This is a genomic window from Ferrovibrio sp. MS7 (assembly GCF_038404985.1).
GTDB lineage: Bacteria > Pseudomonadota > Alphaproteobacteria > Ferrovibrionales > Ferrovibrionaceae > Ferrovibrio > Ferrovibrio plantarum.
On record NZ_JBBKBA010000002.1, the window covers coordinates 647,828 to 673,562 of the forward strand.

General features: G+C 65.6%; 23 protein-coding genes. 18 read left to right on the forward strand and 5 right to left on the reverse strand.

The features are described from left to right. Positions 1–2 precede the first annotated feature (2 nt). Entirely contained in the window at positions 3–497 is a 495-nt protein-coding gene (locus V6B08_RS16310) for a GNAT family N-acetyltransferase (RefSeq protein WP_341982783.1), read from the forward strand. On the opposite strand, the gene V6B08_RS16315 is transcribed toward V6B08_RS16310, so the two are convergent. Continuing rightward, complete coding sequence (locus V6B08_RS16315; protein WP_341982785.1) at positions 454–1,326, reverse strand: AraC family transcriptional regulator; 873 nt, start codon at positions 1,324–1,326, stop codon at positions 454–456. The two genes, V6B08_RS16310 and V6B08_RS16315, sit on opposite strands and share 44 nt — an antisense overlap. A 93-nt stretch (positions 1,327–1,419) precedes the next feature. On the opposite strand from V6B08_RS16315, the gene V6B08_RS16320 reads away from it, so the two are divergent. Beyond that, complete coding sequence (locus V6B08_RS16320) at positions 1,420–1,797, forward strand: VOC family protein (RefSeq protein WP_341982787.1); 378 nt, start codon at positions 1,420–1,422, stop codon at positions 1,795–1,797. A gap of 91 nt (positions 1,798–1,888) precedes the next feature. Here V6B08_RS16320 and V6B08_RS16325 read toward each other — a convergent pair whose 3' ends face one another. Together V6B08_RS16325 and V6B08_RS16330 are read right to left on the reverse strand one after the other, a co-directional pair. Beyond that, complete coding sequence (locus V6B08_RS16325; RefSeq protein WP_341982789.1) at positions 1,889–2,905, reverse strand: MBL fold metallo-hydrolase; 1,017 nt, start codon at positions 2,903–2,905, stop codon at positions 1,889–1,891. A gap of 5 nt (positions 2,906–2,910) precedes the next feature. Beyond that, positions 2,911–3,306 carry a DUF2306 domain-containing protein gene (locus tag V6B08_RS16330; protein WP_341982791.1) on the reverse strand — a complete coding sequence of 132 codons (396 nt, stop codon included), beginning with the start codon at positions 3,304–3,306 and terminating at the stop codon, positions 2,911–2,913. A gap of 102 nt (positions 3,307–3,408) precedes the next feature. Here V6B08_RS16330 and V6B08_RS16335 point away from each other — a divergent pair, with 102 nt between their 5' ends. The 16 genes from V6B08_RS16335 to V6B08_RS16410 all read left to right on the forward strand — a co-directional run bounded on the left by V6B08_RS16335 (position 3,409) and on the right by V6B08_RS16410 (position 22,465). Continuing rightward, positions 3,409–4,185: a response regulator transcription factor gene (locus tag V6B08_RS16335; RefSeq protein ID WP_341982793.1), complete on the forward strand. Its 777-nt coding sequence runs from the start codon at positions 3,409–3,411 to the stop codon at positions 4,183–4,185. A gap of 14 nt (positions 4,186–4,199) precedes the next feature. Then, positions 4,200–5,795: a sensor histidine kinase gene (locus V6B08_RS16340; protein ID WP_341982794.1), complete on the forward strand. Its 1,596-nt coding sequence runs from the start codon at positions 4,200–4,202 to the stop codon at positions 5,793–5,795. An 86-nt stretch (positions 5,796–5,881) separates the two neighbouring features. Then, positions 5,882–6,337 (forward strand): HPr kinase/phosphorylase, encoded by a 456-nt coding sequence (locus V6B08_RS16345; protein ID WP_341982796.1) that lies wholly within the window; start codon positions 5,882–5,884, stop codon positions 6,335–6,337. Next, on the forward strand, positions 6,337–7,278 hold the full coding sequence (rapZ, locus tag V6B08_RS16350; RefSeq protein ID WP_341982798.1) for an RNase adapter RapZ: 942 nt from the start codon (positions 6,337–6,339) through the stop codon (positions 7,276–7,278). The genes V6B08_RS16345 and rapZ overlap by 1 nt, the downstream gene beginning before the upstream one ends. Before the next feature lie 12 nt (positions 7,279–7,290). Continuing rightward, positions 7,291–7,698, forward strand: coding sequence for a PTS sugar transporter subunit IIA (locus tag V6B08_RS16355; protein ID WP_341982800.1), 408 nt, complete (start codon positions 7,291–7,293; stop codon positions 7,696–7,698). Then, complete coding sequence (locus tag V6B08_RS16360) at positions 7,698–7,979, forward strand: HPr family phosphocarrier protein (protein ID WP_341982802.1); 282 nt, start codon at positions 7,698–7,700, stop codon at positions 7,977–7,979. The genes V6B08_RS16355 and V6B08_RS16360 overlap by 1 nt, the downstream gene beginning before the upstream one ends. Positions 7,980–8,160: 181 nt before the next feature. Next, positions 8,161–9,552 carry an adenosylhomocysteinase gene (ahcY, locus tag V6B08_RS16365; RefSeq protein WP_341982804.1) on the forward strand — a complete coding sequence of 464 codons (1,392 nt, stop codon included), beginning with the start codon at positions 8,161–8,163 and terminating at the stop codon, positions 9,550–9,552. Between the two features lie 57 nt (positions 9,553–9,609). Next, positions 9,610–11,709: a PAS domain-containing sensor histidine kinase gene (locus tag V6B08_RS16370; RefSeq protein ID WP_341982805.1), complete on the forward strand. Its 2,100-nt coding sequence runs from the start codon at positions 9,610–9,612 to the stop codon at positions 11,707–11,709. 10 nt (positions 11,710–11,719) lie between these two features. Beyond that, positions 11,720–12,184, forward strand: a complete 465-nt coding sequence (gene tsaE / locus V6B08_RS16375) for a tRNA (adenosine(37)-N6)-threonylcarbamoyltransferase complex ATPase subunit type 1 TsaE (RefSeq protein WP_341982806.1) — start codon at positions 11,720–11,722, stop codon at positions 12,182–12,184. After that, positions 12,181–13,185: an aminoglycoside phosphotransferase family protein gene (locus V6B08_RS16380; RefSeq protein WP_341982809.1), complete on the forward strand. Its 1,005-nt coding sequence runs from the start codon at positions 12,181–12,183 to the stop codon at positions 13,183–13,185. Before tsaE ends, V6B08_RS16380 begins: the two co-directional genes overlap by 4 nt. After that, positions 13,182–13,934, forward strand: coding sequence for a nucleotidyltransferase family protein (locus tag V6B08_RS16385; RefSeq protein WP_341982811.1), 753 nt, complete (start codon positions 13,182–13,184; stop codon positions 13,932–13,934). The genes V6B08_RS16380 and V6B08_RS16385 overlap by 4 nt, the downstream gene beginning before the upstream one ends. After that, entirely contained in the window at positions 13,918–16,854 is a 2,937-nt protein-coding gene (gene addB / locus V6B08_RS16390) for a double-strand break repair protein AddB (protein WP_341982813.1), read from the forward strand. The genes V6B08_RS16385 and addB overlap by 17 nt, the downstream gene beginning before the upstream one ends. A 2-nt stretch (positions 16,855–16,856) precedes the next feature. Then, positions 16,857–20,339, forward strand: a complete 3,483-nt coding sequence (addA, locus tag V6B08_RS16395; RefSeq protein WP_341982815.1) for a double-strand break repair helicase AddA — start codon at positions 16,857–16,859, stop codon at positions 20,337–20,339. Next, positions 20,336–21,085, forward strand: coding sequence for a DUF1223 domain-containing protein (locus V6B08_RS16400; protein ID WP_341982817.1), 750 nt, complete (start codon positions 20,336–20,338; stop codon positions 21,083–21,085). Before addA ends, V6B08_RS16400 begins: the two co-directional genes overlap by 4 nt. Before the next feature lie 46 nt (positions 21,086–21,131). Beyond that, complete coding sequence (locus V6B08_RS16405; RefSeq protein ID WP_341982819.1) at positions 21,132–21,605, forward strand: GNAT family N-acetyltransferase; 474 nt, start codon at positions 21,132–21,134, stop codon at positions 21,603–21,605. A 38-nt stretch (positions 21,606–21,643) separates the two neighbouring features. Beyond that, positions 21,644–22,465 carry an NUDIX hydrolase gene (locus V6B08_RS16410; RefSeq protein ID WP_341982821.1) on the forward strand — a complete coding sequence of 274 codons (822 nt, stop codon included), beginning with the start codon at positions 21,644–21,646 and terminating at the stop codon, positions 22,463–22,465. 114 nt (positions 22,466–22,579) lie between these two features. Here V6B08_RS16410 and htpG read toward each other — a convergent pair whose 3' ends face one another. Continuing rightward, the gene (gene htpG / locus V6B08_RS16415) at positions 22,580–24,460 is read right to left on the reverse strand and encodes a molecular chaperone HtpG (protein ID WP_341982823.1); all 1,881 of its coding nucleotides are present in this window, start codon (positions 24,458–24,460) and stop codon (positions 22,580–22,582) included. 139 nt (positions 24,461–24,599) lie between these two features. Continuing rightward, positions 24,600–25,733 carry a DUF4340 domain-containing protein gene (locus V6B08_RS16420; protein ID WP_341982825.1) on the reverse strand — a complete coding sequence of 378 codons (1,134 nt, stop codon included), beginning with the start codon at positions 25,731–25,733 and terminating at the stop codon, positions 24,600–24,602. Between the last annotated feature and the right edge of the window lie 2 nt (positions 25,734–25,735).

Below are 25,735 nucleotides of genomic sequence, written 5' to 3' on the forward strand. Positions count from 1 at the left end.
GCATGCCAGCGCCACTGCTGAAGGCCGGGAGCATAACCCTGCGACCGCTCAGCGCGCGCGACGCCACGGCGCTGGGCCTGGAACCGCCCGTCGTGGAAGCCCTGCTGCAGGAAGCCACCCTGGGCGCCAGCCTGCTGTGGCTGATCGCGCCCAATCCACGCCAGCCCGGCTTCGGCTGGATCGGTTTGCGCGGCATCGAACCGCTGCAGCGCCGCGCCGCGCTGGATGGCTTTGTGCTGCCGGCGCAGCGCCGCCAGGGCCATATGCGCGAAGCCGCAAGCCGCGTGGCGGCCTACGCTTTCGATACGTTGCTGCTGCACCGCCTGGGCGCCCGGCTCGACCCGGATAACGCCGCCGGCATCGCGCTGCTGCGGGGCTTAAGCTTCAGCGAAGAAGGCCACCTGCGCGGCTACCGTATCGGCGCCGATGGCCAGCCGCGCGATGTGCTGCTGCTCAGCCGGCTGCGCGGCGATTCCCCGCCCCGGGAAGCCCCCTGAAGCGAGCGCGGAAGCGGCTCGGGCTCTCGCCGAAAGTGCCGCGGAAACGGTGGTTGAAGGTGGAGAGATCGCCGAAGCCACTGTCATAGGCGATGGCCGAGACCGGTTCCGGAGTCTCGCTCAGTTTCAGCGCCGCGCGGCGCAGCCGCAAGCGCAGCAGGAAATCATAGGGCGTGACGCCGGTGATGCGGCGGAAGCAGCGCAGGAAATGGTATTTGCTCATGCAGGCAATGCCGGACAGCGCATCCAGATCGAGCGCCTCCCCGGCATGGGCCTCGATATGGCGCAGCACGCGGTCGATGCGGCGATGGTCGCGTGCATTCGGCGCCGCCACGCTGGGCGCCTTGCCGCTTAAGGTGGACACCACTTTCTCGGCCAGTGCGATTACCGCTTCCTCGCGTAGTCCCTCCTCGCGCGCCGCCAGCAATTGCACCAGTGGCCGGGTCACATCCGGCAGGGCCGGCAGCATCGCGGCCGTGAAACGGAAATTGCCGCCGCCGCCATTGCCGGCAGCGATCTCGGCGAACAATTCGGGCGCCAGATGCAGGCCGGCACAGCGGTCGCCGGTGGAATGATCATGGCCGCATTGGTAGCAACTGCCGGGATTGCCCAGCATCAGCGCACCGGGATGCAGCAACGCCTTGCCGCTATCGGCGGCATAATGGAACGAGCCCTCCAGCACGGCGGCAATCGCCACCATGTCATGCCGCTCCTCGAACGGCCTGTCGCCCGGTCCGGCGCGACAGACAAATTCGCTCAAGCGCCAGCCACGGCCCTGGCCGAGCAGACGGCCAGTTGGCTGGGCAGGATGCAGCAGCGGCTTGGTCATGGCTTAAGAATAGCAACATTCCCCAAGTGCCGGAATGGGCGATGCGGCATGCTCCCCGTCCTCGACACAGAGGTAAATTCCAGGGAGTTGTGCATGATCAACCATCTTTCCATCGGCGTGCGGGATATCAAGCGCACCAAGGCGTTCTACGATGCGGTGCTGGCACCGCTCGGCTATAGCTGCCTGTCATCCGGCGATAGCTCGCTAGGCTATGGCGACAAGGCCGTGGTGCTGTGGATCAGCACGACGAGCAGCCCGGTGCCGGCGGACCCGGCTTCCGGCCTGCATATCTGCTTCGATGCGCCGACGCGCGCCAGCGTCGATGCCTTCCACAAGGCGGCGCTGAAGGCCAAGGGGCAGGATAACGGCAAACCCGGCCTGCGCCCGGATTACGATGCCAATTACTACGCCGCCTTCGTGGTCGATCCCGATGGCTACCGCATCGAAGCCTATTGCGGCAAGGCGGGGTGAGACTCTGAACGAGATGCCCGGGTCGAGCCCGGGCATGACGATGTTGAAAATTTAGGTCGTCACCCCCGGGCTTGACCCGGGGGTCTCTGAATCAATTCGTCGGCCTGGGGGTGAGCAGGCGGGTTTCGCCAATACGCATCACCCAGGCATCTTCCTCGGCATAGCCGGCGTCCCGGGCCGCCTGGCGGAAACGCCCCGGCGGCTCAAACGGCGGCTCGTCGGTGAGCATGACAGTGCCCCAATGCATCGCCACGAGCCGCCGCGCGCCGAGATCGCGGCCTAAAGCCACGCCTTCCTCCGGGTTGGCGTGGTGGCCGGCCATGATGGCACGCGGCTCATAGGCGCCGATTGGCACCAGGGCATGATCGAATGGGCCATGGCGCTCGCCGATCTCACGGAACAGGGTTTCGTGATAGGCGGTGTCGCCGGTGAAGCAGAGTTTCTGCCCCTCGCCGGCCAGCGCGAAGCCGGCCCAGAGCGAGCGGTTGGCATCAAACGCCGTGCGCTTCGACCAATGCACCGCCGGCAGTGCCGTGATGGCGAGGCCATCGGCCTCATGGCGGTCATGCCAGTCGAGTTCGATCACCTGGCCGAAGCCATAGGGCTTGAAGAAAGCGCCGAGCTTCAGCGGCACCACCATGCTGATGCCGGCACGGTTCGGCAGCCGTTTCAGCGTGTCGGTACAGAGATGGTCATAGTGGTTATGGCTGATCGCCACCACGTCAATCGGCGGCAGAGTCTCCGGCGTCAGGCCCGGCGCTACGAAACGCTTCGGCGACATGCCGCGCACCGGCCCGGCTTCCTCGCCGAGATAGGGATCGAGCAGCACGGTCTTGCCGCCGAGGCGCAGCAGGAAGGCAGCGTGGCCAAGCCACATCAGCGCCGGCCCCTGCCCTTCCAGTGCGCGCCAGCCGGCCAGGGCCTCGTCGGCGCTCAGGGCATGACCGGGCGGCAGCACCTGCGGCTTGCGGGCATTGCGCAGCATACGGCCGATGAAGCGCCAGTAGGTGCCGGCATCGGGTGTCATGTGGCGGCTGCCCGGCGGATTGCGGAAGCCGGAGGCGGTGTGGTGCCAGGGTTTCGCATGATTCGAGGGGTTCGCGCTCATGGCTTTCAGCCTCCGAACAGCACCCGGCCGAGGATACGGCCCGGCAGCAGGGTGAAGACACCGGCCAGTATCAGCCCGCTCCAGTAGGTGAGCAGCATGGCACGGCGGTGCCAATAGAAATTGCCGCGCCGTGCGGCATAAATGGCGGCAGCCATGCCAACGGGCGTGGTGATCGAAAGGATATGAATCGGGCTGAAGCTGCCAGGGAAGATTTCCCGGATGAAAAGCGACGAGCCGCTGGCCGTCAGCATCAGCAGGATGAAGCCCCAGCCCATCATTTTATGCGGCCCGGTGCCCTTGGGCCGCAGCAATACAATCGTGCCGAGAACCAGGGCGCTGAGCGTGCTGGCGACATGGAGCTGGATCGCCGGGCTGGCGGCCAGAAGGGGGGCTAAAGTCATAGGCAAACGCTAGCGGCGGGCCTTAAAATCGCCTACGCCTTTCCTATCTAAAGCCTGTGACCACGGTCACGCGGCAATCATGCTGTTGAGGGAGCCTGGATTTTGAGCGCCACCATTGCCCTGGTCGACGACGACCGCAACATCCTCACCTCCGTGTCCATCGCGCTGGAAGCCGAAGGCTACAAGGTGCGCACCTACAATGATGGCGCCGAGGCCCTGCGCAACATCACGCAGCAGGCCTTTGACCTGGTGGTGCTCGACATCAAGATGCCGCGTCTTGATGGCATGGAAACGCTGAGCCGGCTGCGCCGCGTCAGCCAGGTGCCGGTGATCTTCCTCACCTCCAAGGACGAGGAGATCGACGAGGTGCTGGGCCTCAAGATGGGCGCCGACGACTACATCAAGAAGCCGTTCAGCCAGCGCCTGCTGATCGAACGCATCAAGGCGGTGCTGCGCCGCGCCGAGGCCAACAAGCCGGGCGCGGAAGAGACCGCAGCCGAGAAGATGATCCATCGCGGGCCGCTGACGCTGGACCCCTCGCGCCACAAATGCACCTGGAAGGGCGAGGATGTGGTGCTCACCGTCACCGAGTTCCTGCTGCTGCAGGCGTTGGCGCAACGCCCCGGCCATGTGAAAAACCGCGACCAGCTGATGGACGCGGCCTATGACGACAACGTCTATGTCGATGACCGCACCATCGACAGCCACATCAAGCGGCTGCGCAAGAAGTTCAAGATGGCGGACGACGATTTCGATGCCATCGAGACGCTGTATGGCGTCGGTTACCGCTTCAAGGAAAGCGCCGTCGCCGACTCTGGCAGCACCGACTCAGCCGGCACCGGTTCAGCCGCCGCTGACAGCCCGGCCAAGGAAGACTGAGGCCGGGACAGCGCATGGCCCAAGTCAGGACCAAGCGCCGCTGGATGTCGCCACTGACGCGGCGCATCCTGCTGATCAATCTGGCGGCGCCGATCCTGCTTGCCGCCGCCTTCCTGTATCTCGACCAGTTCCGCCTCGGCCTGATCGACACGCGGCTGAATGCCCTGCAATTCGAGGGCAACCTGATCGCCGGCGCGCTCGGCGAATCCGCCATCAGCCCCTATGAACTGGCGCCGGGCCTAGATCCGGACCTCTCGCGGCAACTGATGCGACGCCTATCGGCGCAATCCTCTGCCCGTGCGCGGCTGTTCGATGGCGAGGGCGAGCTGATCGCCGACAGCCGCCTGCTGCTGGCCGCCGGGCGCGGCGTGGTGACACGGCAATTGCCGCCGCCGAATGTCGAACAGCCCTGGGACCAGGCGCTGATCAAGCTCTACGACAAGCTCAACGCGCTGTTCATGACCACGCTGGACCTGCCGCGCTATGCCGAACTGCCCTTCTCGCATGCCAACGATTATGTGGAAGTGATCCGCGCCCTGGATGGCGAGGTGGCGAACGAGATCCGCGATATCGGCGATGGCCGCCTGCTGCTTTCGGTGGCGGTGCCGGTGCAGGGCCTGCGCAAGGTGGTGGGTGCGCTGATGCTGACCATCGACAGCGCCGAAATCGACGCCCGGGTGCGCGAGGAACGCCTGACAGTGATGAAACTGTTCGCGCTGATCCTCGGCTTCACCGTGCTGGCCTCGCTCTACCTCGCCGCCGCCATCGTGCGGCCGGTGCATCGCCTGGCCGAGGCCGCCGACCGCATCCGCGCCGCCAAGGGCCGTATCGCGCATCTGCATATCCCGGATTTTTCCTCGCGCCGCGACGAGATCGGCGACCTTTCGGTGGCGTTCGGCGCCATGACCCAGGCCCTGGCGCAGCGCCTGGATGCCATCGAGCATTTCGCCGCCGACGTGGCGCATGAAGTGAAGAATCCGCTCACCTCCCTGCGCAGTGCGATGGAAACCTTCGCCCGCATCGAGAATCCGGAGGCCCGCGCCCGGCTGCTGGCGGTGATGCAGGACGATGTGCGGCGCATGGATCGCCTGATCAGCGATATTTCGGAAGCCTCGCGGCTGGATGCGGAACTCGGCCGCGCCGTTTCCGCCCCGGTGGATATCAATGCCCTGCTGACCAGCGTGGTGGGGCAATATCAGGACCAGGCGGAACCCGACCAGGCCAAGCTGAATTATCGCCGCGAAGGCAACGGGCCGTTCCTGGCGCCGGGCTTCGAGAGCCGCTTGGGCCAGGTGGTGCGGAACCTGATCGACAATGCATTGTCCTTCGCGCCGGCCGGCAGCAGCATCGACGTGGTGCTGCGGCGTGAACAGGGCCAAGTGGTGTTCACGATCAGTGATGAGGGCCCCGGCATTCCACCGGAAAATCTGGAATCGATCTTCGAACGCTTCTACAGCGAGCGGCCGAGCAGCGAAGCCTTCGGCCTGCATTCCGGCCTCGGCCTTTCCATCTCGCGCCAGATCGTGCAATCGCTGGGTGGCGAGATCACGGCGGAGAACCGCAGCGACCGCGCCTCGGGCGCCCGCTTCACCGTCCGGCTGCCGGTATAAGCGCAGCATTGTCAAGCGGATAAGCGGCTTTATGCACGATGACGGCGTATTGACATGTGCGCTGCACAACGGCAGGCTCGCCCGCCATGCATATACTGTATGCAAGTTGCGTCGCCCTTGATGGCGGTGCCGTGCTGCTGCGCGGCCCTTCCGGCGCTGGCAAATCCGATCTCGCCCTGCGCCTCATCGCGCTGGGCGGACGCCTGGTATCCGACGACCGTACCCTGCTCGAACGCGAGGGCGACCGCCTGATCGCCCGTGCGCCGGAACGCATCCGTGGCCTCCTGGAAATCCGTGGCCTTGGCCCGGTGCCGGTGCTGCCGGCGCCGCCGACGCCCGCCGCCCTGATCCTCGACCTGGTGCCCTTGGCCGAGCTGCCACGCCTGCCGGAACCGACGTTTGAAAGTTTCTCGGGCCTGGACCTGCCTGTGCTGCCGGTTGAGGCGTTTTCGGCCAGCGCGGCTCTCAAGGTGCGCTACGCACTCGGCCGTGCCATGGCGGGCCTGGTCTTCACCCCGGCCGAAGCGGCGGGAATGGCGTGATGAACCAGCCGGCCCCAGACCACATCCGCCCAGGGCACACTCGCCCAGAACGCATCCGAGTGGTGGTGGTGACCGGTCTTTCCGGTGCCGGCAAGACCGGTGCGCTGAAAGTGCTGGAAGACCTTGGCTACGAGGCCGTCGACAATCTGCCGCTGTCGCTGCTGCGCCGCCTGCTGGTCAGCGACGGCGCCCAGGGCGACATGCCGCCGCGCGGCGCCATCGCCGCCGGCATCGACAGCCGCACGCGCGATTTCAATGCCGCCGCGCTGGTGCAGTTGATCCGCGAATTGAAGGCACGGCCCGAACTGGATGTGCAACTGGTCTATTTTGACTGCGAGGATGAAGTGCTGTTCAAGCGCTTCACCGCCACGCGGCGACGCCACCCGCTCGCCGACGACCGCAGCGTTTCCGACGGTATCGCCGCCGAGCGCGCCATGATGCAGCCACTGCGCAGCGTTGCGGACCATGTGTTCGATACCTCGGCGCTGGCCTCGCCCGACATGCGCCGCCTGCTGGTGGCCTATTTCAGCCTCGCCAGCACGCCCACTTTAAGCATCTCGGTGACGTCGTTTTCCTATCGCCTCGGTCTGCCGCGCGAAGCCGACCTGGTTTTCGACGCCCGTTTTCTGCGCAATCCGCATTATGACGAAATCTTGCGCCCGCGCAGCGGTGACGATCCGGAAGTGGGCGCCTATATTGCTGCGGATCCCGATTGCGAGCCGTTCATGGCGCGCGTGACGGATCTGCTGGAAAGCCTGCTGCCGCGTTTCGACGCGGAAGGCAAACGCTTCCTGACAATAGCCATGGGTTGTACTGGCGGTCGCCACCGCTCGGTATACTTGGCTGAAGATTTGGCCCAGCGCTTGCGCTCGGCCGGCTATCCGGTCAGTCTGCGCCACCGCGACCGCGACCTGACAGGCCAAGACGGCATCACGCACTAAGAGACGATAGGCATGATCGGCATCGTTGTTGTCACCCATGGACGCCTGGCGGAGGAATTCATCCTCGCCACTGAGCATGTGCATGGCCCGCAGCGCAATATGCGCGCCGTCTGCATCGGCCCCGATGACGACATGGAGCAGCGGCGCAAGGATATCCTCGCCGCCGTCGCCGCCGTGGATGACGGCAAGGGCGTGATCGTGCTGACCGACATGTTCGGCGGCACGCCGTCCAATCTCGCCATCTCGATCATGAACCAGGCCAATGTCGAGGTGATCGCTGGCGTCAACCTGCCGATGCTGATCCGGCTGGCCCAGGTGCGCAGCAAATGCGACCTCGCAGCGGCCGTCACCGCGACGCAGGAAGCCGGGCGCAAGTATATCAACGTCGCCTCCAAGCTGCTGGCCGGAGACGGCCCGTAATGTCGGATTCCGTCGTTCGTTCCGTCACTATTGTGAATCAGCGCGGCCTGCATGCCCGAGCGGCGGCGAAGTTCGTGCAGGTGGTGGCGAAATACCCGCAGGCGCGCATCCAGGTGTCCAAGGACGGCCAGACCGTGAATGGCGAGTCCATCATGGGCCTGATGATGCTGGCCGGCACCCAGGGCTCCAGCATCGAGATCAGCGCCAACGGCGCCGAGGCCATCCCGGCCATGTCTGCGCTGGTCGAGCTGGTGCAGAACAAGTTCGGCGAAGCGGAATAACCCCCCGGTTCCTGGCAGATGTGTCTCCCCCGGCCTGACCCAAGGGGTCTCCAGGCATGCCTGAGCCATTTCCGCCTCTATATTCCTATATAAAGATTTCCTTATATAGTTCTGGACAGGCCTCGGCGGCCCTGCTACAAACCCGGCCAACCGAAGCCGGTAAAACGCGGAGCATGCGACAATGACCGATTATGTTGTGAAGGATATGGGCCTGGCCGATTGGGGCCGGAAGGAACTCGACATGGCCGAGACCGAAATGCCCGGTCTGATGGCCACCCGCGAGGAATACGGCCCGAAGCAGCCGCTGAAGGGCGCCCGCATCGCCGGCTCGCTGCACATGACGATCCAGACCGGCGTGCTGATCGAGACGCTGAAGGCGCTGGGCGCCGATGTGCGCTGGGCCTCGTGCAACATCTACTCGACCCAGGACCATGCCGCCGCCGCCATTGCCGCCGCCGGCACCCCGGTCTTCGCCGTCAAGGGCGAAACCCTGGAGGAATACTGGGACTACACCCACCGCATCTTCGAGTGGGCCGATGGCGGCACGCCGAACATGATCCTGGACGATGGCGGCGACGCCACCCTGCTGATCCATCTCGGCATGCAGGCGGAGAAGGACGCTTCCGTCATCTCCAAGCCGACCAATGAGGAAGAGACCGTCCTCTATGCCGCGATCGCCAAGAAGCTGAAGACCTCGCCGGGCTGGTATTCCAGGATGGGCGCCGCGATCAAGGGCGTGACCGAGGAAACCACCACCGGCGTGCATCGCCTCTACATCATGGCCAAGGAAGGCCGCCTGCTGTTCCCGGCGATCAACGTCAACGACAGCGTCACCAAGTCGAAGTTCGACAACCTCTATGGTTGCCGCGAGAGCCTGGTGGACGGCATCCGTCGCGGCACCGACGTGATGATGGCCGGCAAGGTCGCCGTAATCGCCGGCTACGGCGATGTCGGCAAGGGTTCCGCCGCTTCGCTGCGCAATGCCGGCTGCCGCGTGATGGTGACTGAAATCGACCCGATCTGCGCGCTGCAGGCGGCGATGGAAGGCTATCAGGTGGTGACCATGGAAGAAGCCGCCCCGCTGGGCGACATCTTCTGCACGGCGACTGGCAATGTTGACGTTATCACCGTCGACCATATGCGCGCCATGAAGCATCGCGCCATCGTTTGCAACATCGGCCACTTCGACTCCGAGATTCAGATCGGCGGTCTGCGGAACTTCAAGTGGCATAACATCAAGCCGCAGGTCGACGAGGTCGAGTTCCCGGACAAGAAGCGCATCATCGTGCTGTCGGAAGGCCGCCTGGTGAACCTGGGCAATGCCACCGGCCATCCGAGCTTCGTGATGAGCGCCTCCTTCACCAACCAGGTGCTGGCGCAGATCGAATTGTGGACCAATCCGGGCAAGTACCAGAAGCAGGTCTACACGCTGCCGAAGCATCTCGACGAGAAGGTGGCCTCGCTGCATCTCGCCAAGGTGGGTGCCAATCTCACCAAGCTGACCGACGCCCAGGCGAAGTATCTCGGCGTTGGCCAGACCGGCCCGTTCAAGCCGGATCATTACCGCTACTAAGCTTGCCACACCCCCGGCACCGGCCCATAGTTGGGGCCGGTTCACCGGGGGATTCGCTTGGACGCGGCAGGCTGGATTTTCGCATTGGGCGCGGGCGTCGCCGCTGGCTTAGCCGGCTGGCAGGCGATCCGCGCCCAACGTCTTTCTGCCGCCTTGCGCGAGGCCGCCGAACGCCTTGCCGCGCGTGACGCCGCGCTTGCCGCCGCCCGCACCGACAATGCCAGCCTTGCCGCAGAATCCGACCAGATAGACACCCTGGCACGCGAGCGCGCCGAGCTGCAGGCCGAGAATCACCGCCTGATCGATGCCGGCAAGCAGGCGGCGCAACTGCTCGATGCCGCCCCCTTCCCGATCTGGCGTCGTGGCGACGATGGTGCACTGGTCTGGGTCAACCGCCGCTATGCCGAGATGACGGAAGCCAGTCCCGCCGATGTGGTGACACGCGGCATCGAACTGGCTTCCGCCCATGATCCGGAATTGCCGCGCAGCCTGGCACGCAAGGCCCGCGAGGCCGGCCAGACCATGGCCGAGGAGCGCCGCTTCGTCGCCGAGGGCGACCGCCGCAATTACCGCATCTTCGAGATGCCGCTGGAACACGGCTTCCTCGGCTTCGCCCAGGACATCACCCAGGAAGCCGATGCGCGCGGCCAGTTGCGCCGCCACATGGAAGCGCATCTGGAAGTGCTGCGCACGATTTCCACCGCCACCGCGATCTACGGCCAGGACAAGCGCCTGGTGCTGTGGAATCGCGCCTATGCCCGGCTGTGGCAGCTCGATGAGGCCTGGCTGGAACAGCGCCCGACCTTTGGCGAAGTGCTGGAACAACTGCGCGCCGAACGCCGCCTGCCGGAGCAGATCGACTGGCAGGCCTACAAGCAGGGCCAGCTTGCGCTCTTCACCACGGTGATCGAGCGCCAGGAAGAACTGATGCACCTGCCCGATGGCTCGACCCTGCGGCTGGTGATCAGCGCCTATCCCTCCGGCGGCCTGTTCTTCGCCTATGACGACGTGACGCGGCAATTGACACTGGAACGCGCCACCAACACGCTGACCGCCGTGCAGCGCGCCACGCTGGATAATCTCTATGAAGCCGTGGTGGTGTTCGGCCCCGATGGCCGCCTGTCGCTTTATAACCGCGCCTTCGCCGAACTCTGGCAACTCGACGATGACCGGCTGAATCGCCAGCCCCACATCACCGAAGTGCTGGAATGGGCGCGGCCGCTGCTGCCACGCGGCAATGACTGGCAGGCCTGGCGTGACCAGTCGGTGGATGGCTTCGCCGCCCGCCGCGCTGGCCAGGGCCGTCTGGAACGCGGCGACGACAAGGTGATAGACCAGGCCAGTGTGCCGCTGCCCGATGGTTCGATGCTCTATACCTACCTGGATGTGAGCGCCTCCGTGCGCATCCAGCGCGCGCTCCGCGAGCGCAACGAGGCGCTGGAACGCACCGACCGCATGAACGCGGCGTTCATATCCAACATCACCCATGAACTGCGCTCACCCCTCGGCACCCTGATCAGCATGACCGAAGTGCTGAGCCACGGCATCCTCGGCCCGGTCAACGAACGCCAGGCGGAATATGGCCGCGACATCATGCAGGCCTCGCGGCATCTGCTGCGGCTGCTGGACGACATCATCGTCATCGCCGCCATCGAGGTCGGGCAACTGGCACTGGAGCCGGAGAATTTCTCCACGGCCGAACTATGGCAGGAGGATGCCGCGCAATGGCGCGACAGCGCCGAGCATCACGGCATCACGCTGACCTTGCCCGATGCGGTGCAGGACAATCCCTGCCATGGCGACCTGCAGCGCCTGCGCCAGGCCTTGGGCAGCATCATGCTGGCGGCGCTGAACGGCACGCCCCAGGGCGGCGGCCTGCGCCTCGGCATTACCCAAGGCACGGATTGCCTGAGCATCGAGATTGAAAGCCATAGCGGCGGCCTGGCGCCGATTGCGCCGTCGCGCCTGTTCGCCGACCTACAGCCGCAACCCGAGCGCCGCCATGGCAGTGCCAATCTTTCCCTGCTGGTGGCACGCGGCCTGATCGAGTTGCATGGCGGCAGCGTGACCGTGCGGAGCCAGGAAACCGGTCAGACCCTGCAAATCCGCCTGCCCGCCGGTGGTGCCGCGATTGCGGCCCCGGCACGGCCGAACTAGACTCAGCGCCATGCCCGACCTGCTGACGCTGACCCTGCCCGATGAGGCCGCCACTGCCGCTTTGGCTGCTGCGCTGGCGCCACGCCTCAAGGCCGGCGATGCCCTGCTGCTGCAGGGGCCGCTGGGCGCAGGCAAGACCAGCTTCGCCCGCGCCGCGATCCGCGCGCTCTGCGGCCCCGGCACCGAAGTGCCAAGCCCCAGCTTCAATCTGGTGCTGACCTATGACACGCCGGCCGGCCCGCTCTGGCATGTCGATCTCTACCGCGTTGCCGATCCGCGCGAAGTGGATGAACTCGGCCTTGAGGAAATCTTCGCCGATGGCATCGCGCTGATCGAATGGCCCGACCGGTTGGGGCCGGATGCGCCGCGCGGCGCGCTGACATTGAGCCTGCTTCCCACCACCGGCAGCAGCCGGAAAGCCACGTTCCAGGGCGCCGGGGATTGGGCGCCACGTTTGAGTGATCTGAAAGCATGACCGACCGCAAAGACCTGGCGCAGCATTTCATCAACCACGCCGGCTGGGGCGATGCCGAGCGCCGCATGCTGGCCGGCGATGCCTCGTTCCGCAAATACGAGCGCCTGCATCGCGGCAAAGAAACCGCCGTGCTGATGGATGCGCCGCCACCGCAGGAAGATGTGCGCCCCTTCATCCGCATGGCGCGCTGGCTGTGTGAAAGCGGCTTCAGCGCGCCGCGTATCCTGGCTGAAGACATCGAGCATGGCTTTCTGCTGCTGGAAGACTTAGGCGACGATCTCTATTCCCGCCTGCTGCGCCAGGGCGGCAACGAGCAGGAACTCTATGAAGCGGCGATAGACCAGCAACTGGCGCTGCATCAGCATGCTGCTCCTGCCGGCATCGCGCCCTATGATGTGCCGCGCCTGGTAGATGAAGCCGGGCTGTTTCCGGACTGGTATCTGCCGGCCCTGCATGGCGCACCGGTTTCCGCCGACCTGCGGGCCGAATTCGACACCCTGATCGGCGGGCTGGCACCCGCGGCGATTGCGGCACGGCCCGTTGCCGTGCTGCGCGACTATCATGCCGACAATCTGCTGTGGCTGCCGCAGCGCCAGGGCCCTGCCCGCGTCGGCCTGCTGGATTTCCAGGATGCCGTGGCCGGCCATCCGGCCTATGACTTGGTATCGCTGCTGGAAGACGCGCGTCGCGACGTGGCACCGGCACTGGCCGAAGCCATGCTGGCCCGCTACATCGCACAAAGCGGCGTTGATGCAGCGGCCTTTCGCCGCGCCTATGCCATCCTGGGTGCGCAGCGCAATATCCGCATCATCGGCATCTTCACCCGGCTGTGGAAACGCGATGGCAAGAAAGGCTACCAGGCCTTCATGCCGCGCATGTGGGGCCTGCTGGAGCGCGACCTGCAACACCCGGAATTGCAGCCATTGCGCGCCTTCATCGACCGCGTGGCGCCACCAGCATTGCGCCGCCAGCCGCTGCCCGGCCTGGAGCAGGCGGCATGATCGCCCCCGTATCATTCAATCGACCGAAAACCGCCATGGTGCTGGCGGCCGGCCTCGGTACCCGGCTGAAGCCGATCACCGACACATTGCCCAAGCCGCTGGTGCAGGTGGCCGGCCGCAGCCTGCTCGACCGCTGCCTCGACCGCCTGGTAGAAGCCGGTGTGCAGCGCGCGGTGGTGAATATCCACTGGCTGGGCGAGCAAATCCGTAGCCATCTGCAAAGCCGCAAGGATATCGAGACTGTTATTTCCGATGAGAGCGATGCCTTGCTTGAAACCGGCGGCGGCCTAGTGCGCGCGCTGCCTTTGCTCGGCGATGCGCCCTTCTTCTCGGTCAATGCCGACCTGATCTGGCGCGATGCGCGCGGCAATTCGCTGAAACGGCTGGCGCAGCGTTTCGATGCCGCCGAGATGGATGCCTTGTTGCTGTTGCAGCCGACCACCGCCGCCACCGGCTATGATGGCCAGGGCGATTTCACCATGGATCAGATGGGACGCCTGACACGACGCGACATCCGTGCCGTGGCGCCTTTCGTCTATACCGGCGTGCAGATTGTGTCGCCAGCCTTGCTGCGCGATGCCCCGGCCGGCGCCTTCTCGCTCAACCTGCTCTATAACCGCGCCATCGAGGCCGGGCGGCTTTATGGCATGCGCCATGAAGGCGACTGGATGGATGTCGGCACGCATGCCGGCATTGCCGAGGCCGAGGCACGGCTGGCCGAGCCGATCAGCCATGGCCGCCGCACCTAGAGTCTATTCGATTCCGGCCGGCGCGCCTTTCCTCGAGGCGTTGGCGGCCGGCATTCTGCGCCGCCATGGCGCCGATCCCCCGGAACTCTCGCGTGTCACCATATTGCTGCCGACGCGGCGTGCCTGCCGTGCACTGGCGGAAGCCTTCCTGCGGCTTGGTGCTGCCCAGGGCCTGGCTGCCCTGCTGCTGCCGAGCATCCGCCCGCTTGGCGATATCGACGAGGATGAACTGGAACTGCGTGGCCTCGGCAACGATACCAGCCAGCCAATCCCGGACCTGCAGCGCGCGCTGCTGTTGACCCGGCTGCTGCGCGCCTCGCCGCTGGCCGGCGGCGATGCGGCGAATGCCTATCGCCTGGCGCAGAATCTGGCCGAGTTGCTGGATGCGGCAGCCACCGAGGAAGTCGGCCTCGACCGCCTGCCGGACCTGGTGCAGGGAGAACTTGCCGAGCATTGGCAACTGACACTGAAATTTCTCGCCGTGATCCGGGAGACCTGGCCCGCCATCAAAGCCGAGCGTCAGGGCCTGGATGCCGCCGAGCACCGGCGCATCACCATGCAGGCCTGGCTGGATTTCTGGCACAACCAGCCGCCCGAGGGCCCGGTGATCGCCGCCGGCTCCACCGGCACCATTCCCGCCACAGCCAGGCTGCTGCATCTGGTGGCGCGGCTGCCGCAGGGTGCCGTGGTGCTGCCGGGACTGGACGAGTCTTTGAGCGATGCCGCCTGGAGCGAAATCCGCACCGAACCGACCCATCCGCAGCATGCGCTAGCGCTGCTGCTGGACAAGCTCGGCATCCTGCGCGGGGAGGTGCAACGCTGGCCGGAAGCTGCCGAGCCCGGCGCGCGCGTCGCGCTGTTGCGCGAAGCCCTGTTGCCGCCGGCGGAAACCCATGGCTGGCGTGAACTGCCGCCACCGCAGGATGCCGCTTTCGCCGGCCTGCAGCGCATCGAGGCGCCTGGCCCGCGCGAGGAGGCGCTCGCCATCGCCCTGGCCTTGCGCGAGACGCTGGAAGACCCTGAACGCACCGCGGCATTGATCACGCCGGACCGCAATCTGGCGCGGCGCGTGGCGGCGGAATTGCAGCGCTATGGCATCGCTGTCGATGATTCCGCCGGCCTGCCGTTGCTCAACACGCCGCCCGCGGTGTTTCTGCGGCTGGTGACGCAGGTGGCCGGCAGCGACTGCGCGCCGGTGGAATTGCTGGCCTTGCTGAAACATCCCTTCTGCATGCTGGGCGGTTCGCGGGCAGTCCTGCTCGACTGGGCGCGGCAGCTTGAACGGTTCGCGCTGCGCGTCAACGAACCAGGCGGTGGCCTCGGCGTGATTGCCGCACGGCTGCAGAAGCGCTCCGATCTGCTGCCGCTGCTGGCGCAGTTCCGTCAGGCAATGGCACCGCTGCAGACGGCCCTGGCGCAAGCCGAACCATCTTTGCCGATGCTGACCCAGGCACTGATCGAAACCGCTGAATTGCTGAGTGCACCGCCGGCGGGTGAAACCCCGCCGCTGTGGCAGCGCGAAGCCGGCGAGGCTTTGCATGCATTGCTACTCGATATCCTGGCGCAGGGTGGCGAACTCGGCCCGGTGCAGCCGGACGAATGGCCACGCCTGTTCGAGGCTTTGCTCGAAGGCCGTGTGGTGCGGCCACGCTATGGCAGCCATCCGCGCCTCAGCATCCTCGGCCTGCTGGAAGCCCGCCTGGTGCAGGCGGACCGCGTCATCCTTGGCGGCCTGAACGAAGGCACCTGGCCACCGCAGGCGCAGGAAGATGCCTGGCTCAGCCGGCCAATGCGGGCCGCTCTCGGCCTGCCACCGCCGGAGCGCCGCCTGGGCCAGACCGCGCATGACTTCGTGCAGGCGGCATCGCGGTCTGACGTGATATTAAGCCGCGCCATCAAGGTGGACGGTACGCCCACGGTGCCGGCGCGCTGGCTGCTGCGGCTGGCGGCAAGGCTCGGCGAGGACAGGCGCTGGAAAGCCACCCTGGCGCCGCGCTATCTCGATTGGGCGGCGGCGCTGGATAAGCCACTTGGCAAGATTGCGATGGAGCCGCCGATGCCGCGCCCGCCGCTCGAGGCACGGCCACGCAGCCTGTTCGTCACCGCCGTGGAGCAATGGGTGCGCGATCCCTATGCGCTCTATGCCCGCCATATCCTGAAATTGCGCAAGCTGGAGGAACTGGCCCAGCCGGCCGATGCGCGCATGCGCGGCAATGTGATCCACGATGTGCTGGAACGTTTTCTAAAACAGCACCCCGATGCCCTGCCGCCGCGCGATGTGGCGCTGGCTGAATTGCTCAAGCTCGGCCGCGACGCTTTCAAGCCCTGGATGCATCAGGCGGAAGTGGCGGCCCTGTGGTGGCCGCGTTTCGAACGCGCCATGGCCTGGTTCATCGATTACGAAGCCAAACGTCGCGCCCGTGGCTTCCGCCCCGCCGTGCTGGAACAGGAAGGCGAGATGCTGGTCGGCGGCGATTTCACGCTGAAGGCGCGTGCCGACCGCATCGACCGCCATGACGATGGCAGTCTGGCGATTCTCGACTACAAGACCGGCCAGCCGCCTTCCAAGGATCAGGTGCATGCCGGCCTGGCGCCGCAATTGCCGCTGGAAGCGGCCATCGCCAAAGCCGGCGGCTTTACCGATCTGCCACCGGGCAGCATAGCGGAACTGGTCTATATCCGGCTGCATGGTGGCGAGACTTCAGGCGAGGAACGCCGCATCGAGCCAGATACAAAGAAGAAAATTCCACCCGCCGATGAACTGACCAATCAGGCCCTGGAACGCTTTCAGCACTGGATCCGGCGCTTCGATGATCCGGCGACGCCGTATCTCTCGCGGCCCAGGCCGCAATTCCTCAGCTATGCCGGCGACTACGACCATCTGGCACGCGTCGCCGAACGCAGCCTGGACGAGGAATGACCATGGCAGCGCGCGGCGAGGATGATCTGCTGCTGCATACGCGCAATCAGCGCGGCGCCGCCGATCCAGGACTTTCGGCCTGGGTGGCGGCCAATGCCGGCTCGGGCAAGACCAGCGTGCTGGTCGACCGCGTGACACGGCTGCTGCTCGCCGGCACGCGGCCAAACGGCATCCTCTGCCTCACCTTCACCAAGGCCGCCGCCGCCGAAATGGCCAACCGCCTGAACAAGCGGCTGGGCGACTGGGCCTTGCTGCCGGACGACAAGCTGCGCCCGGCCCTTACCGACCTGCTCAGCCGCCCGGCAACGGCTGGCGATCTCGATACCGCGCGGCGGCTTTTCGCCCGCACCCTGGAAGCGCCTGGCGGCCTGCGGCTGCAGACCGTGCATGCCTTCTGCGAAGCCCTGCTGAAACGGTTTCCGGTGGAAGCAGGCGTGCCGCCGCATTTCAGCATCGCCGACGAGCCCCGCGCCGCCGAACTGATGCAGGCCGCACGCGAGCGCATGCTGCGCCGTGCGCTGCAGGAAGACGGCTTGAGCGAGGCCTTGCTGTTCATTGCCGAGCGGCTGGACGATGCCCGTTTCGACAAGCTGCTGCGCGCCCTGCTGAACAAGCGCCGCGACCTGGTGCAATGGTTCGATGCCGCCGGCGGCGTTGAGAATGCCATCGCCGAATTGCGCCAGCGGCTGAATGTGCAGGCGGATAGCGAGACCGCGTTGATCGCCAGCCATATCGCCTCGATGCCGGTGGCGGATCTGCGCCGGGCCGTTGCCGCGCTGAGCCAGGGCAGCAAGAACGATACGCAGCTTGCCGATAAACTGGCACCGTGGCTTGGTGACGAGCTGCCTGCTGCGCGGTTTCTGCAGGAATGGCTGCCGGCCTTCTTTACCAGCGAAGGCGAGCCACGGAAGAAACTGGCCAACAAGGATGCGCTGAAACTCTGCCCCGATGCCGATGATATTCTGCAGGCCGAGCAGCAGCGCCTGATGACTTTGCGCGACCAGCTCAATGCGCTGCTGGTACTGCGCGCCTCCGCCAGCCTGCTGCGGCTGGGGGCTGAATTGCTGGACGGCTACGCCTCGGCCAAGCGCGCCCAGGGCCTGCTGGATTACGATGACCTGATCCTGCGCAGCCGCGACCTGCTTACCGAGCCGACGCAGGTCGCCTGGGTGATGTTCAAACTGGATCAAGGCATCGACCATATCCTGGTGGATGAAGCGCAGGATACCAGCCCGGACCAGTGGCGCGTGATCGAGGCTTTGGCTGACGATTTCTTCACCGGCGCCGGTGCACGCCCGGGCCTGCGCACCGTCTTCGCGGTCGGCGATGCCAAGCAGTCGATCTATTCATTCCAGGGTGCGCGACCCAAGGCCTTCCTCGACATGCGCGACCGCTTCCGCCACAAGGCGGAGGATGCAGCGCTGACCTTCCGCGTGCTGCCGCTGCAGATGTCGTTCCGCTCGACACCAGCCGTGCTGCGGCTGGTGGATGCGGTATTCCGGCTGGAAGCGGCACAGGCCGGCGTTGTCGAACCGGGCGACGTGCTGGAGCATCGCGCCCGCCGCGCCGATGCGCCGGGCCGGGTGGAGCTGTGGCCCACCCTGGCGCCACCGGAACGCCAGGCGGCGGAGGCCTGGGATGTGCCGCTGGATTACATCGGCGCCGATGACCCGCGCGTCACCCTGGCAAAACGCATCGCGGGCCAAGTGAAATCCTGGCTTGGCCGCGAATGGCTGCCGGGCCAGGGCCGCATGGTGAGTGCCGGCGACGTGATGATCCTGGTGCGGCGGCGCAACGCCTTCTTCGATGCCATGGTGCGCGAACTGAAACTGGCCGATGTGCCGGTGGCCGGCGCCGACCGCATGCAGCTTGCCGAACAGATCGCGGTGCAGGACCTGCTCGCCATCGCCGACTTCTGCCTGTTGCCCGAGGATGACCTGACGCTTGCGACTGTGCTGAAGGGACCATTGTTCAATCTGCCCGAGGACGATCTCTTCGCGCTGTGCCATGAGCGCGGCGAGAAAGCCCGGCTGTGGCCCACGCTGCGCCGCCGTGCCGCCGAGAAGCCGCTCTGGACCAGCGCCGCCGAGGAACTGGGCACCCTGCTCAACCGCGCCGACCGCACCACGCCGTTTGCCTTCTATGCCGAATTGCTCGGCGCCGGCGGTGGCCGGCAACGGCTGCTGGCGCGGCTGGGCCAGGAAGCCGATGAGCCGATCGACGAATTCCTTGCCGCCACCCTGGCCTATGAGCGCGAAGCCGCGCCCTCGCTGCAGGGCTTCGTTGCCTGGTTTCATGCCCATGCCGGCGAAGTGAAACGCGACCTTGACCAGGGCCGTGGCGAGGTGCGCGTGCTGACCGTGCATGGTGCCAAGGGCCTGGAAGCGCCGATCGTGATCCTGCCCGACACCTGCGACCTGCCAAAGGCGCGCGAGGATGAAGGCCTGCTATGGCGCGAGGCGGAGACCGGCAGCAATCAAGGCAGCGCCTTGTTCTGGCCGCCGCGCAAGGAGCATGACGTGGCGGAGACCGCCGCGATCCGGCAGCTACGCCAGGCCGCCCAGCTCGAGGAATACCGCCGCCTGCTCTATGTGGCACTCACCCGGGCCAAGGACCGCCTGATCGTCGCCGGCTATCTCAATGGCAAAACCGCCAAGAGCGGTGCGCCGGCGGGTAGTTGGTATGCACTGGTGCAGGCCGCTTTCGATACGCTGGAAGGCGTGACCGAAGCCGAATTGCCCTGGGGCGACACGGCCCGGATTTACGCCAATGCCGGCAGTGGGTCAGAAAAGCCCGAAAACCCCGAGGCCGAACGCGAACGTGAGGCATTGCCGCCCTGGAGCCGCCTGCCGCCGGGACCGGAGCCAAGCCCGCCGCTGCCCTTGAGCCCTTCGCGCCCGGCCCGCGAGCCGGCACCGCCGCCAAGCCCAGCCCTGCCGCCGCGCCGCGCCGGCCTGCTGCGCGGCAAACTTATCCACCGCCTGCTGCAAAGCCTGCCCGAACTCGCGCCAGGGGAAAGAGCCTTGGCCGCACGCCGTTTCCTGGCGCATCCCGGCCATGGCCTGGCACTAGAGGAACAGGCGGAACTGGCCGAGGAAGTGTTGCGGCTGCTGGACGATCCGGTCTTTGCGCCGGTATTCTCAGGGGCTGCCCGCGTCGAGGCGCCACTGGCTGGCCGCGTCGGCGACCGTATCGTGGTCGGCCGCGTGGATCGCCTGATCGTGATGCCCGACAATGTGCTGGTGCTGGACTACAAGACCGACCGCCCGCCGCCCGCCAGCGCGGCAGAAACGGACCCTGCCTACCTGATGCAAATGGCCCTGTATACCGCCCTTTTGCGCGCGATTTTTCCGCGCCACCGGATCAGTGCCGCCCTGCTCTGGACGCATGGCCCAAGCCTGATGCCGCTGCCGGAAGACCTGCTGTCTGCCTCACTGCATCGTGACTCGCCGCAAGCGCCCCCGGCTCCTAGCTTGAGACCATGATGCGTAAGCTTTTCGGTAGCCTGATCCTCGCCCTTGCGCTTGGTCTGCCCGCCGCGCTTGGTCTTTCCAGTGTGCCAGCGCGGGCCGATCCGCCGACTCCGGTGGTGATCGAGATGTTCACCAGCCAGGGCTGCGCCTCCTGCCCCCCCGCCGACCTGCTGATGCAGGGTTGGGCCAATGACCGCCAGGTGATCGCGCTGTCGCTGCATGTCGATTACTGGGATTACCTCGGCTGGCGCGACACGTTCGCCAAGCGCGGCCATACCGACCGCCAGCAGGCCTATGCCAAGTATTCCGGTTCGCGCCAGGTCTATACGCCGCAGGCGGTGGTGAACGGGCAGTATATCGCCGTGGGTTCCAACCGTGAGGCAGTGGAAGCCGCCGTGCGCAGTGCCATGAAGGACCGCCAGCTGGCGCTGAAGGCCGAGCGCGATGCCGATGGCAAGCCGCTGCGCCTGGCCATTCCGGGGCGCAGGGAATGGGAAGGCGAGGCAACAATCTGGCTTTGCCTGTTCGACAAGCGCCATGACGTGACCGTGCAGCGCGGCGAGAATAGCGGCAAGAGCCTGAGCTATGTGAACGTGGCACGTGCCTGGATCGATCTCGGGCGCTGGACCGGCGAGGCCGCCACGCTCGATCTGACTCCGAAGCTGGTCAGCTACGACTGGGACAATCGCGGCGCGGTTGTGATGGTGCAGGCGAAAAAGGGCCAGATCCTCGGCGCCATCGACCTGGGTGGTAAATAACGCTTCCTAATTGACGGAACCCGTCCGGAAGCCGAAGCTGAAAGCCATGGCAGGCCCCTCTCCCTCCACATTGGCGCGGCTGCGCCCGGCGGAACGCCACGATACCCAGCGGCTGAAGCAGATCGCCAATGCCGCCTATGGCATCTATGCCGGCAGCATGGCGACGCCGCCCCAGCCGGTACGCGACGATTATACCGCGCTGGTCAATGACGATGCCGTATTCGTTGCCGAGAGCCAGGAAGGGGTTGCCGGCTTCACCGTGCTGCTGCCGATTCACAACGCGCTGCTGCTGCATGCCCTGGCAGTGGCGCCGGAGGCACAACGCCAGGGCGTCGGCGCGCAATTGCTGCATTTCGCCCTCAGCCATGCCATCAGCCAGGGCTTGCCGGCCCTGGAAGTCTCGCTGGAGCGGGCCATGCTGCCACTGCTGGGCTGGTTCGGCCGCTTCGGCTTCGAAACCATCCGCTCGCCTGGCCCCGGCGGCTACCAACGCTATTATCTGCGGCGTAGACTGCCCTGACCAAGCATCAAAAATAGAAAAGTCCGAGGAAACACCCGATGTCCGCTTCGCTGAAAGATGCCCCGGCCGCTGCCCCCAAGCCGGCGCTAGCCTCCTCCACCATGCTGATGCTGCGCGACGACGCCGAAGCCGGCCTGCAGGTCTTCATGGTGAAGCGCAATTACGCCATCGATTTCGCCTCCGGCGCCCTGGTGTTTCCGGGCGGCAAACTGGCCGAGGGCGATAGCGACCCGCGCCTTGGCAACCATCTGCGCCAGGGCAGGCTGGGGGCCGACTTACTGCCCTATGCACTCGGCGCCATCCGCGAGAGCTTCGAGGAATCCGGCCTGCTGCTGGCGCGGGAGAAAGGGTCGGACCGCTTTCTCGATGCCGCACGGGTGGAGAAACTCGATGGCTGGCGCGAGCCGCTCAACAAGGGCGAGAAAACCCTGCTCGACCTCGCCGAAGCCGAAGGTATTGAATATGCCGTGGATGCCGTTGTGCCCTTCGCGCATTGGGTCACGCCGGTGAGCATGCCGAAACGCTTCGATACCTGGTTCTTCCTGGCGCCGGCGCCAGCCGACCAGATCGGCAGCCACGATGGCGGCGAATCCGTGGAATCCGAATGGATCAATCCCAACACCGCGCTGGCTGAGTGGGAAGCCAAGACCAAGACCATTGTCTTCGCCACCCGCATGCAACTGGTAAAACTCGGCCGCAGCAGCACCAGCAGCGATGCCTTCAAGGCCTCTGCCGCCGATCCGATCATGACGGTGATGCCGGTGCTAGACAAGGACGCGCCTGGCGAGCCGCATCTGCGCATTCCGGCTGAGGCCGGCTATGGCATCACCAGCGTGCCGCTCAGCCGCGTCGGGATGTAGCACCAGTCCAGCCGTCATACCCCGCGCAGGCGGGGTATCCACGAGTCGCTTTTTGCAACAACTGAAAAGCAACTCGTAGATGGTCCGCCTACGCGGACCATGACGATCAACAGCTTAAACGATCCCCGCAGCCATCACGCGTGCCAGGCGCTGGGCGAAAGCCGTGGCATCGGTGAGTGCCTCACCCTCCACCAGCTTGGCCTGATCGAGCAGCAGATGCGCCGCATCCTGCAGGGCATCTACTGCGCCAGACTCAGCCGCGCGCTCTGCCATGCGTCGGATCAGCGGATGGCGCGGATTGATCTCCAGGATGCGGAGCGAAGGCCCGAGCGCACTCAACTGCTTGTTCATGCGCAGCAGGCGTTCGAGATGCATGTCCATGTCGCCATCGGCGGCGACCAGGCAGCAGGCGCTATCGGTCAGACGCGCGCTTTCGCGCACATCGCGCACCGCCTCGCCGAGAATGGTCTTGAGGGCCGCCACCAGGGTGCCGAGCGCCGCGCCTTCCACCGCCTCGCCCTTGTCCTCGGGCTGTGGCGCATCGGCGGCTGCCTCGATCTGATCCAGATCGGCGCCGCCGCGTGTCACCGAGCGGAACGGCTTGCCCTGCCAGTCAGTGACCATCGAGAGCCAGAAATCATCCACCGGATCGGTGAGCAGCAGCACTTCCACACCCTTGGCGCGGAAGCCTTCAAGCTGCGGGCTGCGCTTCAGCGTCTCAAGCTGGTCGCCGGTGATGGTGTAGAGAGCGGTCTGATTGGTCTTGAGCCGGCCGACATACTCATCCAGCGACACCCAGCCATCCTGGGTCGAGGAGCGGAAGCGCGCCAGTTTCAGCAGCTTCTCGCGATGCTCGGCATCCTCATAGATCCCTTCCTTCAGAACCGCACCAAAGGTTTCCCAGAAAGTCGCGTAGGCTTCCGGTTCCTTCTCGGCCTTGCGCTCCAGTTCGGAGAGCACGCGCCGGGTGATCGCCTGCTTGATGCGCGCCAGGACCGGATTGTTCTGCAACATCTCGCGGCTGACATTCAGCGGCAGGTCGGCGGAATCCACCACGCCGCGCAGGAAGCGCAGCCAGGACGGCACCAGGCCCTCGCAATTATCGGTGATGAAGACCCGGCGGACATAAAGTTTGAGCGCCGGCTTGCGCGCCGGATCGAACAGATCACGCGGCTGCATCGTCGGCACATAGAGCAGCAGGGTGTAATCCAGCTTGCCCTCGGCCCGGGTATGGAGGGTCAGCCAGGGGTCATCGAAGGCATGGGCGACGTGATGGTAGAAATCCTTGTACTGCTCCTCGGTGACATCGCTTTTCGCGCGCGTCCACAAGGCTGATGCGGCATTCAGCGTCTCGTTGTCCTTGCCCTCTTCCAGCAGCACCACCGGCAGGGCGATATGGTCGGAATAGGCCTTGACGATACGGCGCAGGTTGGCGGGGTCGAGGAATTCATCCTCGCCCTCGCGCAGATGCAAAAGAATAGTGGTGCCACGGCCTTCACGCTCGGCCTCGCCGATAGTGAAGCTGCCCGAGCCGTCGGAGATCCAGCGCCAGGCTTCCGGCTCACCGGCGCGACGCGACACCACTTCCACCTTGGCCGCCACCATGAAGGCGGAATAGAAACCGACGCCGAACTGGCCGATCAGCGACATATCCTTGGCGCTGTCGCCGGAGAGGCCGGCCATGAATTCGCCGGTGCCGGAGCGCGCGATGGTGCCGAGATTGGCCACCAGTTCATCGCGGCTCATGCCAATGCCGTTATCGGCAATGGTCAGCGTTCGCGCCGCCTTGTCGACACTAAGGCTGACCCGCAGCTCATTGTCGCCATCCCACAGCGAGGCATCGGTCTGGGCCGCGAAGCGCAGCTTGTCGCAGGCATCCGAAGCATTCGAGATCAGCTCGCGAAGGAAAATTTCCTTCTGGCTGTAGAGCGAGTGGGTGACGATATGGAGCAGCCGCGTCACTTCGGCCTGAAAAGTCATGGTCTGGTCGGTCATCGATTCGTCCTCGTCGCTTCCAAGGCGGCGTTCGCCGGACGAATGGGATGCCCGGATCAAGCCCGGGCATGACGATTATGGGTTTTGTCATCCTCGGGCTTGACCCGAGAATCCCATTTGGGCGCCTGCCGCTAGAACCTCAGTCCTTCTTCTCTTCTTTCGGCTTCTCGTCCTCAAGCAGCTCAGAAAACCGGCGCAGCAGGTCGCGGGCGGCGTATTCCGACACCAGGTAGGACCAGCCGTTCATGCGGCCATTGGCCTCGTCGACCTGCTTTTGCGCGTCTTCCCGCTTGAGCAAGGCGGCATTGTCCTTGTCTTCCTTCACCAAGGCAGGGTCGTAACCGAGCTGAATAGTGACCCAGGCCTTCTTGTCGGCGGCCGGCAGGCTGCGCACCGTGGCACGCACGCCATCCAGTGTCACGATCTCGGTGACATTGGCCTTGGAGAAATCATGTGCCGCGGCGCGGGCGACATCATCGAAGGCGATGAAGGCGAGCGCGCCGGGGGCCGAGTTGGTGTCGTATTGCGACGACAGCTTCTTGCCCGCCGGGATCGCCTGGGCCGGCTTGAAATCGTCCTTGGCGGTGCCGTTCTCGCCATTGGTGCGCACCAGTTCCAGCACCTCGCCATCGCTGTGGCGGATGGTGGTGCTGGCGACGCGGGCACGCTCGATGCGCACCATGTCCTTGTCCAGCCAGGCAACCGGATCGGCTGGCAGATCGACGCGGCCCTTGGCGAGCCAGGACTTGGTGTCGCTGACCAGACGCACATGCAGTTCCGCCGGCTTCGGGCCGATCTCGCGGGTGCGCACCTTGCCGACGATCAATTCTGCCAGCGGCGTATTCTTGGCATCCAGCAGCTTCACCTTGATCGGGCCGGGATCTGCCTTCGCGGCCTCATCTGCCGGCTTGTAGGCCGCCGGATCGCTGACCTGGATGCGGTCATAGAGTTCCGGCTTGTCGGTGCGCGGCTCGATGGTCTGCAGTTCGGCAATGCCGAGGATGTTCTTGCGCAGGATGTCGCCCTTGACGCGGTAGCCGTCCTTGGTCGGCATCACCCAATATTCGCCGGCGCGCTCGATACGGAAACGGCCTTTGAGGCTTTCCACTTCCAGTGCAGTGACATCGTTCACCCGCTTTGCCAGATCGGGCAGCAGCGGCTTGGAAGCGAAATTCGCCTCCGTCGCCTGCTCGCGCTGCTGCGCCACATACCAGGCCACACCGCTCAGCGCGACAGCCGCTACCAGCAGGATGACACCAACCTTGCCCTTCATGG

What these genes read in the sequence shown, in the direction of transcription:
- V6B08_RS16360 (WP_341982802.1), top strand. Translation starts at nt 7,698, where the DNA reads ATGTCGGATTCCGTCGTTCGTTCCGTCACTATTGTGAATCAGCGCGGC.
- V6B08_RS16405 (WP_341982819.1), top strand. Translation starts at nt 21,132, where the DNA reads ATGGCAGGCCCCTCTCCCTCCACATTGGCGCGGCTGCGCCCGGCGGAA.
- V6B08_RS16325 (WP_341982789.1), bottom strand. Translation starts at nt 2,905, where the DNA reads ATGAGCGCGAACCCCTCGAATCATGCGAAACCCTGGCACCACACCGCC.
- V6B08_RS16420 (WP_341982825.1), bottom strand. Translation starts at nt 25,733, where the DNA reads ATGAAGGGCAAGGTTGGTGTCATCCTGCTGGTAGCGGCTGTCGCGCTG.
- addB (WP_341982813.1), top strand. Translation starts at nt 13,918, where the DNA reads ATGGCCGCCGCACCTAGAGTCTATTCGATTCCGGCCGGCGCGCCTTTC.
- htpG (WP_341982823.1), bottom strand. Translation starts at nt 24,460, where the DNA reads ATGACCGACCAGACCATGACTTTTCAGGCCGAAGTGACGCGGCTGCTC.
- V6B08_RS16340 (WP_341982794.1), top strand. Translation starts at nt 4,200, where the DNA reads ATGGCCCAAGTCAGGACCAAGCGCCGCTGGATGTCGCCACTGACGCGG.
- rapZ (WP_341982798.1), top strand. Translation starts at nt 6,337, where the DNA reads ATGAACCAGCCGGCCCCAGACCACATCCGCCCAGGGCACACTCGCCCA.
- V6B08_RS16320 (WP_341982787.1), top strand. Translation starts at nt 1,420, where the DNA reads ATGATCAACCATCTTTCCATCGGCGTGCGGGATATCAAGCGCACCAAG.
- tsaE (WP_341982806.1), top strand. Translation starts at nt 11,720, where the DNA reads ATGCCCGACCTGCTGACGCTGACCCTGCCCGATGAGGCCGCCACTGCC.
- V6B08_RS16355 (WP_341982800.1), top strand. Translation starts at nt 7,291, where the DNA reads ATGATCGGCATCGTTGTTGTCACCCATGGACGCCTGGCGGAGGAATTC.
- V6B08_RS16345 (WP_341982796.1), top strand. Translation starts at nt 5,882, where the DNA reads ATGCATATACTGTATGCAAGTTGCGTCGCCCTTGATGGCGGTGCCGTG.
- V6B08_RS16400 (WP_341982817.1), top strand. Translation starts at nt 20,336, where the DNA reads ATGATGCGTAAGCTTTTCGGTAGCCTGATCCTCGCCCTTGCGCTTGGT.
- V6B08_RS16385 (WP_341982811.1), top strand. Translation starts at nt 13,182, where the DNA reads ATGATCGCCCCCGTATCATTCAATCGACCGAAAACCGCCATGGTGCTG.
- V6B08_RS16315 (WP_341982785.1), bottom strand. Translation starts at nt 1,326, where the DNA reads ATGACCAAGCCGCTGCTGCATCCTGCCCAGCCAACTGGCCGTCTGCTC.
- addA (WP_341982815.1), top strand. Translation starts at nt 16,857, where the DNA reads ATGGCAGCGCGCGGCGAGGATGATCTGCTGCTGCATACGCGCAATCAG.
- ahcY (WP_341982804.1), top strand. Translation starts at nt 8,161, where the DNA reads ATGACCGATTATGTTGTGAAGGATATGGGCCTGGCCGATTGGGGCCGG.
- V6B08_RS16330 (WP_341982791.1), bottom strand. Translation starts at nt 3,306, where the DNA reads ATGACTTTAGCCCCCCTTCTGGCCGCCAGCCCGGCGATCCAGCTCCAT.
- V6B08_RS16380 (WP_341982809.1), top strand. Translation starts at nt 12,181, where the DNA reads ATGACCGACCGCAAAGACCTGGCGCAGCATTTCATCAACCACGCCGGC.
- V6B08_RS16310 (WP_341982783.1), top strand. Translation starts at nt 3, where the DNA reads ATGCCAGCGCCACTGCTGAAGGCCGGGAGCATAACCCTGCGACCGCTC.
- V6B08_RS16410 (WP_341982821.1), top strand. Translation starts at nt 21,644, where the DNA reads ATGTCCGCTTCGCTGAAAGATGCCCCGGCCGCTGCCCCCAAGCCGGCG.